Origin of the sequence: Tibeticola sp. (genome assembly GCF_022759015.1) — a bacterium.
Taxonomy (GTDB): Bacteria; Pseudomonadota; Gammaproteobacteria; order Burkholderiales; family Burkholderiaceae_C; genus Tibeticola; species Tibeticola sediminis.
In genome coordinates this window covers 1-13,202 of sequence record NZ_JAEMQB010000144.1, presented here as the reverse complement: position 1 = coordinate 13,202, position 13,202 = coordinate 1, and the positions used below count along the sequence as shown (strand labels likewise).

The 13,202-nt window shown below is 64.2% G+C and carries 10 protein-coding genes; all 10 read right to left on the bottom strand.

Translation table 11 applies throughout. The annotated features are described in order from the left end of the window. Positions 1-563: IS607 family transposase (locus JHC36_RS09240; protein WP_287918439.1), on the bottom strand; the 563-nt coding region annotated here is incomplete at its 3' end. Positions 564-594: 31 nt separating this feature from the next. Further along, a complete protein-coding gene (locus JHC36_RS09235) occupies positions 595-2,499 on the bottom strand; it encodes an ABC transporter ATP-binding protein (RefSeq protein ID WP_287918437.1) in 1,905 nt (634 codons plus the stop codon). Positions 2,500-2,504: 5 nt separating this feature from the next. After that, complete coding sequence (locus JHC36_RS09230) at positions 2,505-3,980, bottom strand: ABC transporter permease (RefSeq protein WP_287918435.1); 1,476 nt, start codon at positions 3,978-3,980, stop codon at positions 2,505-2,507. Positions 3,981-3,991: 11 nt separating this feature from the next. Beyond that, positions 3,992-4,969 (bottom strand): ABC transporter permease, encoded by a 978-nt coding sequence (locus JHC36_RS09225; RefSeq protein WP_124224120.1) that lies wholly within the window; start codon positions 4,967-4,969, stop codon positions 3,992-3,994. Next, the gene (locus tag JHC36_RS09220) at positions 4,966-7,200 is read right to left on the bottom strand and encodes an ABC transporter substrate-binding protein (protein ID WP_287918433.1); all 2,235 of its coding nucleotides are present in this window, start codon (positions 7,198-7,200) and stop codon (positions 4,966-4,968) included. Before JHC36_RS09220 ends, JHC36_RS09225 begins: the two co-directional genes overlap by 4 nt. 222 nt (positions 7,201-7,422) lie before the next feature. After that, on the bottom strand, positions 7,423-10,239 hold the full coding sequence (locus JHC36_RS09215; protein ID WP_287918432.1) for a TonB-dependent receptor domain-containing protein: 2,817 nt from the start codon (positions 10,237-10,239) through the stop codon (positions 7,423-7,425). Between the two features lie 259 nt (positions 10,240-10,498). Next, complete coding sequence (locus JHC36_RS09210) at positions 10,499-11,158, bottom strand: energy transducer TonB (protein ID WP_287918430.1); 660 nt, start codon at positions 11,156-11,158, stop codon at positions 10,499-10,501. After that, positions 11,155-11,586: an ExbD/TolR family protein gene (locus JHC36_RS09205; protein ID WP_287918429.1), complete on the bottom strand. Its 432-nt coding sequence runs from the start codon at positions 11,584-11,586 to the stop codon at positions 11,155-11,157. Before JHC36_RS09205 ends, JHC36_RS09210 begins: the two co-directional genes overlap by 4 nt. A gap of 15 nt (positions 11,587-11,601) precedes the next feature. Next, positions 11,602-12,033: an ExbD/TolR family protein gene (locus tag JHC36_RS09200; RefSeq protein WP_287918427.1), complete on the bottom strand. Its 432-nt coding sequence runs from the start codon at positions 12,031-12,033 to the stop codon at positions 11,602-11,604. 103 nt (positions 12,034-12,136) lie between these two features. Continuing rightward, on the bottom strand, positions 12,137-12,970 hold the full coding sequence (locus tag JHC36_RS09195; RefSeq protein ID WP_287918440.1) for a MotA/TolQ/ExbB proton channel family protein: 834 nt from the start codon (positions 12,968-12,970) through the stop codon (positions 12,137-12,139). Positions 12,971-13,202 lie beyond the last annotated feature (232 nt).

Here is a 13,202-nt window from a genome sequence, read left to right as displayed (position 1 = left end):
CTGCCGTACAGCCGGGCGCTGAAGACGGTGATGATCTCCAGCACGTCTTTTGCCAAATCTTCCTCGAACGTCGTGTCCTCGCCTTGGTTGAGGATCACGACTTCGACGTTCTTCGCCTCGCAGATGGCGAACACCAGTTCCGCGCCAAAGCGCAGCAGCCGGTCTTTGTGCGTGATGACCAAGCGCCCGACCTGCCCGTCGATGATCGCATTGAGCAGGCGCTTGAGGCCCTTCTTGTGGTCGTTCATGCCCGAACCGAAATCGGCGATCACCTCGAACGTCCAGCCTTGGCGGGCGCAATAGAGTTCCAGCACCTGCTTTTGCCGCTCCAGGTCGTCCTTCTGATCGTGGCTGGAGACCCGTGCGTAGGCGATGGTGCGGCGCGCCGTCTCCGGTGCGCGGAATTGCTCGGGCCGAAGCCGCGCAAGGTCGTAGCGGCGCCGACCGCCCGGCGTGCGCTCATCGGGCAAAAGCCGACCTTCGCGCTCCCAGCGGCGCAAGGTCTGAGGCGACACACCCAGGAACTCGGCGGCCTCTTGAATGCTGACCATCTTGCGAGACATGATCAAAATATACAATACTGCGCAAGAACATTCAACTTTTATTTAAGCTGCACGAACCCCTGGCCCGCTCTTCGAGGAACGCCTCGGCCACGGTTAGCCGGGGGACGGCAGCAAGGAGCGCCTGGGTGTATGGATCGCTCGGTCGCGTGAGAATTTGATCGGCGGGCCCCGCCTCGACGAGTTTTCCGGCTTTCATGACCGCGATTTCGTCGGCCAAGTACTCGACCACGCCGAAGTTGTGCGTGATGAACAGATAGGCGACGCCGAGTTCCTGTTGCAGCTCTTTGAAGAGGTTGAGGATTTGCGCCTGCACCGACACGTCGAGGGCCGAGGTGGGCTCATCGGCCACGATGATTTCCGGTTCGACGGCCAGGGCTCGGGCGATGGCCAGGCGTTGCCGCTGTCCGCCGGAGAACTCATGCGGGAATCGCTGTCCGGCCGTGGACGGCAGACCCACGCGGTCAAGCAAGGCGGCGATCCTGCGGCCGCGTTCCCGGGCGTCGAGATCGGTGCGGAGCGCAGCCACGCCTTCCTCGAGAATGTCGCTGACCCGCATGCGCGGATTCAGCGATGCGAAGGGGTCTTGAAACACCACCTGAAGCCGGCGTCGCGCCGCGCGCAAGGCCTCGCCCTCGAGCGCATCGAGCGGCTGCCCGCGCAACAGGGCTTGACCACTGATCGTCGCGGTCTGCCGCAACAATTGCAGCAGGCCTTTGCCGACCGTGCTTTTGCCGCTGCCGGACTCGCCCACGAGGGCGAGCGTCGAGCCGGCGGCGACCTTCAGCGACACGCCATCGACCGCGCGGACGTAGTCCACGGTGCGCTGCAGCAAACCTTTGCGGATCGGGAACCAGACGCGATAGTCCCTGAGCTCCAGCAGCGTTTCGGCCGTTGCGGCGGCGCGCTCGTGGGCCCCAGTGGGCTGCAGTGTCGTAGGCGAGCGCAGGTCCACCCGGGTGGGTGTCGCGGGCGCACGCTCGGCCTCGGGGTAGAGAAAGCAACGCACCTGGTGCCCGTGCCCCATGTCGACCAGGTCGGGTGGCGTTTGCTCGCAGCGGGGCATGACGTGGCTGCAGCGGTTCGCAAAGCGGCAGCGCGTAAAGCTTTGGTTGAGCGGCGGGACTTGGCCGGGGATCGAAGCCAATGGCTGTCCGCGCTTGGCGGCGTCCGGCAGCGCCTGGAACAGGCTCACGGCGTAGGGGTGCAGCGGCCGCGCGAAGAATTCGGCCGCTTCGGCCACCTCGACCAGCTGGCCGGCGTACATCATGCCGACCCGGTGAGCCATCTGGGCGACCACCGCCAGGTCGTGCGTGATGAGCAGGATGGCCAGGCGTTGCGACTGCTGCAGCGACTTCAGTAGGTCGAGAATCTGGGCCTGGATGGTAACGTCGAGCGCCGTGGTGGGTTCGTCGGCGACGACGATGTCGGGCTCGGCCGCCAGCGCGATCGCGATCATCACGCGTTGCTTCTGCCCCCCCGACATCTGGAACGGGTAGGTGTCGATGCGCCGCTCGGGCTCGGGGATGCCGACGCGATCGAGCCACTCGATGGCACGCCGTCGGGCATCGGTGCCGCGCAGCGTGGTGTGGCGCTCGATGACTTCGATGATCTGACGCCCCACCGTCATGATGGGGTTCAGACTGGTCGAAGGCTCCTGAAAGATGATGCTGATGCGACGGCCTCGAAAATCGCGCATCTTGGCTTCAGGCAATTGAACCAGGTCGGTTTCGCCGAGGCGCACGGATCCCGCGGCGACGCGGCCGCTGTCGGGCAAAAGCCGCAGCAGCGACATGGCCGTCATGGACTTGCCGCAACCGGACTCTCCCACCAGCGCGAAGGTCTCCCCGCGTTCCAGGGTCAGCGAGAGCGCATCGACAGCGCGCACGACGCCGGTCTCGGCATCGATTTCGGTACAGAGGTGATCGACGGTCAGCATGGGGATCAGGATTTCGAGGAAGCGGCGGCTGAAGCCGTCCGGGACGGCGGCAGTTTGTGGACGCGGAAGCTGCGCGCACGGGGGTCGAAGGCTTCACGCACGGCGCTCGAGAACAGCGTCATCGACAGCACCAAGGTCACCATGAAACTGAACGCGGTCACCAGGTTCCACCACACCACCGGGTCGCGCGACATCTCATTGCGCGCGCCGTTGATCATGGTGCCAAAGCTGTTGGTGCTCGGGTCCACGCCCACACCCACGTAAGACAGCACGGCCTCGTAGAGCACCAGCCCGGAGAAGTCGAGCACGGCAACGATGACCACGATGTGCATCAGGTTGGGCAGGATGTGGCGGCGCATGATGCCGGCATCGGACACGCCAAAGGCGCGGGCGGCTTGCACGAAGTCCAGCTCGCCGAGCTTGAGCGTTTCGGCGCGCAGCAGTCGCGCGAGCTGCGCCCAGCCGGGGATGCCCAGCACCACCGCCAGCAGGAAGAGCCGAACATCGGCGCGTTCCAAGCCGGTGGCGAAGAGATTGGGGTTTTTGTCGATGAAGACCTGAATCAGCAGCACGAAGGCCGAGATCAGCAGCACCGACGGAATCGACGAGAGCACGGTGTAGAGGTATTGAATCGCATCGTCGACCCAACCCTTGAAATAGCCAGCGAGCACGCCGAACAGAATCGCCAGGGGCAACGTGGCGAGCGTCGCCAGCGAGCCGATGACGATCGCGGTGCGCACGGATTTGATGGCCTGGAAAAGAACATCATTGCCGGTTTGATCGGTGCCCATCACGTGGTAGTACGGCCACAGCGCCGCCAGCCAGCCCACCAGCAGCAAGAGTACGCTCAAGGTCCACAGGGCCGCGCGCCAGGGGTAGGCCGTGTCCCCATGCCAGAGCCGGGTGAAGCTCGCCCCCAGGGGCTGCGCAGCGTTCTTTCCTAAGCGCCAAGTCACGAGCAGCCACAGCGCGGCCGAGGCGAGCAGGCCCGCGGCGAGACCTGCTGCCGATTTCCGCAGCACATCGGGCAGCCAGTCGCGCGCGGGGTCTTGCAGATGCCGACCACCGTAAGCCAGTCGGGGAAAGTCGCGCACCATCTTGCCGTTGACGAGGACGGACTCCTTGGAAAACTGATGCGTGCCGAGGGGGACGGAATAGGTACGTTCCACGGCTTCGCGCGGGCCACTCAGCAAGACGTCGAGCAGCGACAGCGTGCGCGTGGAATACGCGACCGGCGCGTCGCTGGCTGCCGCCGCATCGGCGGCGGGCAGCCGGGGCCGGAAGTGCACGGAATCGAGAGTGGCCAGCAAGAAGAACAGCAGCAACACCAGCCCCGCGGAGACTGCCGAGGGATTCTTCAGCACTTGGATCCAGGTTTGGCGCAGGCTGGGCGAACGCGCGGCGTGTCGGATGTAGACACCGATGCCGATCAGAATCGCCAGCAGGGCGAGGTCGGTGGCGAGGAAGACGAACTTGGGCATGGAAGAGCTCCTCAACCGAGGCGCACGCGCGGATCGGCGAGCGTGTAGGAGATGTCGGTCAGGATCAGCCCCAGGATATAGAGCGCCGAACCGAGGAACACCATGGCGCGCACCACCGCGAAGTCCTGCGCGTTGATGGCGTCGATGGTGAAGCTGCCCAGGCCCGGGATGCCAAAGAAGGATTCCATGATCAGCGCCCCGAGGAACAGCAGTGGCAGCACGGCGACGGTGCTCGTCAGGATGGGCAACATCGCGTTGCGCAGCACATGGCGCCACAGCACCTGGCCTTCGGACAGGCCCTTGGAGCGCGCGGTGCGCACATAGTCCTTGCCGATTTCTTCGAGGAACATCGTGCGGTAGAACAGCACCTCGGAGCCGAGCCGCGAGAGGATGCCCATCGCCACGGGCAGTGCGAGGAACAGCACCAGGTCTGGGCCGGTCGAGAAGCCCGAAACCGGAACCAGCTTGAGCACTTTGCTGAACAGGAACTGCCCCATGATGATGTAGAAGAGGCCTGAGATCGACATCAGGAACACCGCGAGCGCAACCCCCCAGAGTTCGAGCGCGGTGTGTCGAAAGAACACCAACCCGAGGGAGATCATCACGGCCACGAAGGTTCCGAGCAAAAACGTGGGCACAGCAACCGCCGCCGAAGGGCCGATGCGTTGCTTGATTTCGTAGCCGATGTCCCGCCCCGTGTCCGACGCGCCGAAATCGAACACGAACAGTGGCACGGAGCGCTGGAAGAAGATCGTCTCGGTCAGTTTGGCCGTGCCCTCGCGCTGGGCATTCCAGAACAGCGGCTTGTCGTAGCCGCGGTCGGCCTTCCACTTGTCGATGGCGTCCTGGGTGACGCGCTTGCCGCCGATGTTCATGCGCGCCATGTCGTCGGGCGTGTTGACCGCAAAGAACAGCACGAAGGTCAGCAGATTCACCCCGACCAGGATGAGAAAGCCGTAGCCGAGTCGGCGCAGGATGTAGCGAATCATCGTGTGGCCTCCTCGCGAGCCAGCGTGCGCGCGGCCGTCTCCAATTCACGCCGGCGCCAGGCGCGCCAGCCTACGAACGCCAAGCCAAACCCGGCGAGGGCCAGCAGCGCCATCGGCCACCAGACCGGCCGGTTCCACTGGCGGATCAGGTCGCCGCGCAGCTTGGGGTCGAGCCGCAGGTAGCCGATGTGGTTGCGCACGATCTGCGTCGGCTTGCCGTTGTAGACCCATTGGTGGAAGGCTGCGGCGGATTTCGGGAAGTAGCCAAAGCTCCAGGGCGCATCGCGCTGGGTGATCGCAATCATCTGGTCGATCAGGGCCTGCTTCTGCGGCCCGTTGTCGAGGTACTTCATCTGCTCGAACAAGCGGTCGAACTCAGGGCTCTGGTAGTTGGCGGCGTTCTCCCCGTTGCCGCCAGTCACGGCCTTGGCATTCGGGCCGTAGAGCAGGAACAGGAAGTTCTCGGCGTCGGGGTAGTCCGCGAGCCAGCCCCAAGAAAAGATTTGGCCCGTGCCTTTCATCATTTTTTCCTGGAATCGGTTGTAGTCGGTGGCGCGCACTTCGAGTTGCACGCCGAGTTTGCCCAGCTGTTTCGTGTACCAGTCGAGCAAGGCTTTCCCGCCGTCGGAGGAACTGGCGTAGTCGAAATTCAGCACCAGCGGCTGCCCGGTCTTGGCGTCGCGCCCGTTCGGATAGCCCGCCTCGGCGAGCAGTTGGCGCGCTTCGTCGATGGAGCGGCGCTGCGGCGCTCCGTCGGGGCCTTTGCGATAGACGATCGGGTTGAACGCAGCCGGCCCGTCTGCGCGGTAACCGAACAGCGATGGAGGAACCGGCCCGTGCGCGGGCACGGCTTGGCCGCGCTCGAAAATGGCGATGTGCTCTTCCCAGTCCAGCGCGATGGACAAAGCCTGTCGCAGCTTGCGGTGTGCTTCAGCTTCGGCGGGCGTTTTGCCGCCCCCCACGACCGGGTCGAGCCAGTTGAAGCCGATGTAATGGTTGTTGGCTTCGACCGTGGTGGGCAGGCGTATGCCTCTTTCTTTGAACTCGCGCTCTTTGGAGGCGTCGTCGCTCATCGCAACGAGGTAGCTGGTGCCAAAGTCCAAGCGTTCGATGGCGGGCGAATCGTAATAGCCTTGCAGGAACTTGGCCTGCAGCGGCACGGCCTCTTTTTCGATGTCGAACACCACCTTGTCCACAAAGGGGATGGGCTTTCCGCAGTCGTCGAGATAGCCCTTTTCGCGGTCGCCCGGTTCGCCTTCGCAGGGGTAGGTCTCGCCGTGGAAATTCGGGTTGCGCTCGAGGACGTGGCGCCGGTTCTCGCTGAATTCGGTGAGCATGTAGGGGCCGGTGCCGACCGGCCAGTAGTTGAGCGACAGGTTGCGCTCGGCCATGCCGGGCTGGCTGTAGAACTTTTCGGCCTCCCAGGGGATGGGTGCGAAAAAAGTCATCGCCAGCCAATAGGAAAACTGGGGGTATTTGCCCTTGACGCGGATGCGCAGCGTATGGCGGTCGAGGGCCACGGCGCCGTCGAACGGGTATAGGCGGAAGTCGAGGAAAGGCAGGTCGCGCGCCGTGCTGGGCAAGCCGCGGCGCAGCTCGCGGTCCACGGCTTTGATCTGTTCGCCATACTCCTTGAGGCCGACGATGTACTCGGCCAGGGTGGAAAAGGCCGGTGACTTCACGCGTGTGGTGGCCAGCCGGCGGATCGCATAGACATAGTCGTCCGCCGTGAGCTCACGCGTGCCGGTTTGCTTGAAATCGCGGATCTGATGCACGCCCTCGAGGTCTTTGCGCGTCAGCGCGTGGTAGACGTAGCTGCCATCGGCGCGTTGCGCGAAGGCCGGATGCGGAGCAAAGCGGATGCCAGGCCTGATGTGGATGTCGTAGACCGACTCGGCAATCTGTTCGCCCGGCGCGTCGGGCGGCAGCGGTTGGCCGTTGCGGTCGAGGTAACGCGGTGCGGCCACTTCGGTGGCGGCGCGGCCGATCAGCTCGTACGGGCGCTTGAGATAGTGGTACTGGTATGGCGGCTCGTAGACCTGGTAGGTGTAGGGCGTTTCGTCGTTGGAGTAGGAACTCGTCGGGTCCAAGGTGCGCGGCGAGCGCGTCATGAATGGCACGAACAACGTGTTCGTGTATTCTGACCCGGCCGGATGCGGGTTGTTCTGCACGTCGCTGCACGCGCCGAGCGAGAGGCCGAGCACGAGGGCGAGTAGGGTTCGCTTGAGCATGTCTGAAAGCAACGGTGGGTGGCCGCGGGAGTGGTCATTCGCGACGCTGGAGCGGCGCCGCGAACACGTCAGGGGGCGCGATACGTCTTTGGTCTGAACCGGGTTGCCGTGCGCGGATGGCGCACACGATGCCAGATGATCGAAGGCCCGTCCACAGAGCGGGCGGGCCTTCGAGGAGACGGCACGCGCGCCGGTTCACCGGGCGCGCGTGCACCGAGCGCGTCAGAACTTGTACGACGCGTTGACGTAGAGCGTGCGGCCGCGCGGGTCGTAGTAGCGGTCGTCGTAGCCACGGGGCTGGCCGCGGTTGGCGCCGCTGTCGGAAATACTCAGCGGCGGCTTCGCGTTGAAGAGGTTCAATACGCCGCCGGTGATCGACCATTTCTTGTTGTAGGTCCAGGCGGTTTGCCAGTCGAAGGTCGCGTACCAGCCCACTTTGAGTTTGATCTCTTCCGTGCCCGTGACGTTGCCGTTTGCATCCAACACCTCGACGGTGGTGGGCGCATCGGTGTAGCCGGACTTGAAGTTGATCCCCAGGGTGTGGGCGAAGTTGCCGGTTTTGAGCGTGTTGGCCCAACGCCCTTGCGTGCGGAAGGTCACCGCACCGAGATCGGGGTTGTGTACGCCGATGGCGGAGTAATAAGGCCCGTTGCGTTCGAGCTGCGACACCTCACGGACCATGTAGGTGAAGGTGAGCTGCGAGCTCAGGTCGCCCCAACCCGTCTTGGCCCGGCCGACGATGTCGAAGTCGATCCCGGTGGAGTAAGACTTGCCCAGGTTGCGGTTGTCGGCGAGGAAGGCAATGTACTTCTTGCCGGTACCCACATCGACCTGTGTGCTGAACGAGCTGGCGTACTGCAACGGATTGCCGAAGACCAGACCCTCCGGCAATTGGCCGAACGAGTCACGGATGGCGACATGCCAGAGATCAGCGCCCAGCGAGAGTTGGTTGTTGGGCTCGAAGCGGATGCCGATGGTGGCCTGACGTGACTTCTCGGGCTGCAAATCCTTGTTGCCGCCGGCGAGTTGGTCATACTGGCGGTTGCCCGACTGACATTGGGCGCCGAGGGAGGCAGCCACTTGCGCGAGCTCCGGCGTGCACAGGTACTTGCCACTTGTCACGCCATAGCTTCGCAGCGAAGCGTCGACCTGGGGTACGGTCGGTGCATGGAAGCCCGTGCCGATGGAGCCGCGCACCAGAAGGTTGGACATCGGCGTCCAGCGGAAGCTGCCCTTGGCGTTGACGGTGTCGCCGAAATCGGAGTAGTTGTCATAGCGCCCAGCCAGACCCAATTCCAACTGCTTGCTGAGCGGGAGCTGCAGTTCGGCGAACAGGCCGCGGGAATTGCGGCTGGCCGAGTAGGGCGGCGAGGCCGAAGCGTCGCCGAAGCGCTGGTCGCATTGGATGCCGTGGGCCGGATCGCAAGGCGTGCCCGCAACCGGGTCCGCGAGGATGCCCTGCGCAAACGGGCTGGGCTTGGAGGCAAAGTCTTCCTTGTTGAAGTTCACGCCAGCGCCCAGCATGATGGGGCCGCCCGCCAGTTTCCCGACAGGACGTGAGCCGTTGAGGCTCAGCGAGGTCAGCTTGGAGGTGCCGCCATCCCAGTAGCCCCGGTAGTTCGCTGCATTGATGGCCGCTTGCGCCTCGGGGCTTTGTTGGCCCGGGCCGACGAAGGGGTCAAGCAGTCCGCTGGCGCGGAGCTTCTTCACAGCCAGTGCACCTGGGTACCCGGCAATGCTGCCCTTGACGTCGCTTTGCGAGTAGAGCAGGCTGGCGTCGTAGTCCCAGCCCGCCAATGCGCCGCGGGAGCCGACGACGATGTGTTGGAAGTCTGCCTTGTCGTCACTGGTTCGTTTGCCCATGTCGTACAAGCGGTAGAACGCGAGGCTGTCGTCGTTGATGCCCAGGGGCTTGAGGTATTTGTCGTGCAGCGGCGTGCCAGCGGGAATGCTGATGCTCCCCGGCACCGGCGCGATGCGCGAGACCTGGGTTGTGCGGGCCAGCAAAATGTCGGCGTACAACTCTTGATCGCCCACCGTCTTGATGATGGAGACCAGGGCGTTGTCGCGCTTGCGCTCGGGGTAGATCTCGAGCTCGCCAACGTAGTCGAAGCCGCAGTAATCGTCGACCAGGCCCGAGCCATCGTTGTAAGGCTCGGTGACGCGGAAGGTCTTTTCAGGGCACTTCCCATTGACCTTCAGGTACGGGCTGATGAGCTGGCCTTGATCATCGACCGCGTTCGCGGGGATGGGGCTAGCCGAGAACTGCTGCACGCGGTAGTTCTTGCCTTCGTAGTTGAAGAGAATCTTGCCGGTCTTGGCGAAATCGCGCTGGGTGGAATTGAGCTTGGTGCGCTCGTCGTGGCCGAAGCTCAGGAAGACGTTGTAGCCATCCTTTTCTTTCGAGCCGAAGCCCTTGCTCGCGCTGATGCGGGTTTCGCGGGCGCCGCCCTCGGTGGGGGACGAATAACCGATGCTGACGTCGCCTTCGACCGTGTCATGCTTGGTGATGAAGTTCACCACGCCGGCAATGGCGTCCGCGCCGTAGAGTGCCGAGGCGCCATCGGTCAGGATTTCGACGCGCTCGATGGCCGAAAGCGGAATGGTGTTGACGTCAAAGCCCGCTCCATAGCCCGTGAGCGTCTGGCCGCCGAACTGCGCCATGCGCTTGCCGTTGAGGAGCACGAGGGTGCGCGTCTCACCGATGTTGTGCAGCGAGATCCCGGTGAAACCGTAGCCCCCACCGCCGACAGAGCGCGACTCGACGCTGCCGCCCTGGACGGTCGAGAGCTTGCGGACGAGGTCGGCGACCGACGACGCGCCCGACGCCTTGATGTCCTCGGCCTTCATCACCATCACGGGCAGTGCGCCCTCGGCGGCGATGCGCTTGATCGACGAGCCGGTGATTTCGACGCGCTGCAGTTCGGCGCTGGTGGTTTGAGCGAGGGCTGGGGTAGCGGCCAGGGCGGCGGTGCTGCAGGCCAGCAGGACCGATCGGGTCAGTGGCCGTAGCCGGAAACGGCGGGACTTCAGGTGCATAGAACTGCTCCAGTGAAACGTTGATGAAAATCCGGCGCACAGGGCAGAAAATTGCCCGGCGCCACGCCCGGATCACGGGCGCGATGCGCTTGAAGGCCGGGTAAAGTTTGAAACTTCAGGTTAACCGAACGATCGTTCGAGCCCCATCCGGGGTTTCCCAGGTAGGGGCTTAATCGTTGCCTTTGTGCAACAAGGCGGGCTTAGACAACGCTGAATTCGTTCCTGCGATGGCACGCGAGGAACTTGTTCAGCGTTGCCCTTACTCGACCTTGAAGTTGAATTCCTGCACAGCCAGGACTTCTTGTGCCTCGCTGACGCACTTGTATTGCAGCATCGCCTCTTTGACGGCGCTGTGAAAAACCCGAGGCCCGGAGAGGATGGTGACTTCCTTCACGACGCCGTTTTGGATGCGCGCCTGTGCTCGCACGGTCCCGCCGATGCCTTCTTGCAGTGCTTTGCGCGGCATTTCCGGCGTGACTTGCGTCGGGCAGATCACGCCGATGTCGCGCGGCTTGGGCGGAGCGGGCGGCGCGACGGGTGCTGGCGGCGGGGGGGGCGCGATCGGCGCGGGTTCGGCCGGGGGCGTCGCCGTCGAGACGATGGCGGGCGCGTTGCTGACCGTGCTGGGCACGTCGGGCGGGGGCACGAAGGGCGGCGGCGCCTCGACCTTGGGGGCGCTCGGCTCGGGCTTTTGCACCACCTTCGGCGGTGGAGGCGGCGGTGGGGGCGGCGGAATGATGACCTCCTGGATCACCACGGCCTCGAGTGGTTTTTTAATGAGGCTGAGGCCCTGCCGTGCCATGCCGCTGATGAGCACGTAGCCGATGAGGGCGTGCACCGCGACGACGATCACGATGCCCTTGATGCGCCGCGCGGGGTCGTGCGGCACATAGTCTGGTGTCATGACGGTGTGGTTCATTGGACGAACTGCTCCGCGCCGATGACGGCAATCTTGTTGAGCCCGATACGCCGGGTGCTGGCCAGCACGTTGGCAAAGACGGCGTACTGGGCGTTTTTGTTCGGGCGCAGATGCACTTCGGGCTGCGGGTTGAGCTGTGCGGCCTCTTGCATCTTTTGCTCGAGCTCGGCGGCGGTCACGGGCAGGCCCTGCCAGTAAACCGTGTTCTTGTCGTCGATGTCGATCTGGATTTTTTCAGGTTTGACGAGGTTTGCGGGTGGGGTGCCCACCGGCATTTCCAGCGTGACCGAGTGGAGCTGGATGGGAATGGTGATGATGAGCATCACCAGCAGCACCAGCATCACGTCGATGAGCGGCGTGGTGTTGATGTCCATCATCACTTCGGGTTCGTTGCCGTCTCCGCCCGGGCTGCCAACGTTCATGGCCATAAGGTGTTCCTCCGGTCAGCCGCCCAGGGCGGGGGGTTCGGTAATGAAGGCGACCTTGACGATGCCCGCGCGCTGGCAGGCCAGCAGCACTTTGCCCACGCCTTCGTAGCGCGCGCTCAGGTCACCGCGCACCTGCACTTCGGGTTGGGGCTTCATCGTGGCGACTTTCTTGAGCCGCTCGGCGAGCGCGTCCACGTTTGGGATCGGCGTGTCGTAGTAATAGATCCGCCCGGCCTGGTCGACCGAGATGATGATGTTTTCGGGCTTGGTCTCGCGCACCTCGATGCGCTCCTTGGGCAGGCTGACCGGCACCGAAGTGGTCACGACCGGGATGGTGATCAGAAAGATGATCAGCAGCACCAGCATGACGTCCACCAGCGGCGTGGTGTTGATGGCCGACATCACGGTGTCTTCACCGTCGTCGGCCGAGCCGATGTTCATCGCCATGGCTTGAGTTCCTGTGGGTTGAGCGCCAACGCCAGGGCCACGCCCGCCGGCAGGACCAGCAGGGGCGTGGCACGCATGGCGCGTCTGGGCTTGGGTCTAGGCCTTATTTCTTCTGCGCGACTTCGGCGACGATGACCGCGTGCAGGTCCTGGCCGAAGGCGCGCACGTCGTCGAGCACGACCTTGTTGCGACGCACGAGCCAGTTGTAGCCCAGCACCGCGGGGACGGCTACCGCCAAACCGATGGCGGTCATGATGAGGGCTTCACCGACGGGGCCGGCGACTTTGTCGATCGAGGCCTGGCCGGAAATGCCGATGGCGGTGAGCGCGTGGTAGATGCCCCAGACCGTGCCGAACAGGCCGACGAAGGGGGAGATCGAGCCCACGGTGGCGAGCACGGCAAGGCCGCGTTGCGCGTTGCTCTGCACGCGGTCCATGGCGCGCTGGATGCTCATCGAGACCCAGTCGGCCAGCGGGATGTGGCCTTTGAGTCCGTCGTGCTTGCGAATGGCGTTGAGCGCCGAGTCGGCGATGAAGCGGAAGGGGCTGTTGGGCTCGAGCTTCTTCGCGCCTTGCTCGACGCTGCCCGCGTTCCAGAACTCTTGGGCCGCTGTCTTGGCCTGGCGCGCGGTCTTGCTTTGTTCGAGCAGCTTGACGACCGTGACGTACCAGCTGCTGGCACTCATCACGAGCAGCAGGATCAACACGGTCTTGGCGACGGCGTCGGAGGTCTTCCAAAGGGCTTCGATGCCGTAGGGGTTCTCGATGCCTTCGGCCTTGTTGCCGTTGCTGGCAGCCGCGGGGGCTGCTGGGGCTGCGGGTGCCGCTGCAGCGGTGGTCGTTGCGGGGGCAGTTGCGGCGGGCGCAGCGGTTTGAGCCGGGCTCAGGGTTGGCGCGGCGAGGCACAGGAGGGCGGCGGAGTGGAGGGCAATGCCCATCCAACGGACGAATGAGTAGCGCACGGAATGTTTCCTTCCAGTGAAAATGTGTGAAGTGGCGCGGATGTTAGCAGCGGTCAGCTTCGTGAAAGGGTGGGCGCAGCGTAGGGCTTTCCCTGTCGCGAACGGCGGACGCACGTACCGGCCGGTGTATCTCCCGAGGAGAGGCGAGGCAAATACCATCGCGGCGCCCTTGTCAATGGAGAGCTTCGCCTATAAATAATGGACGGCG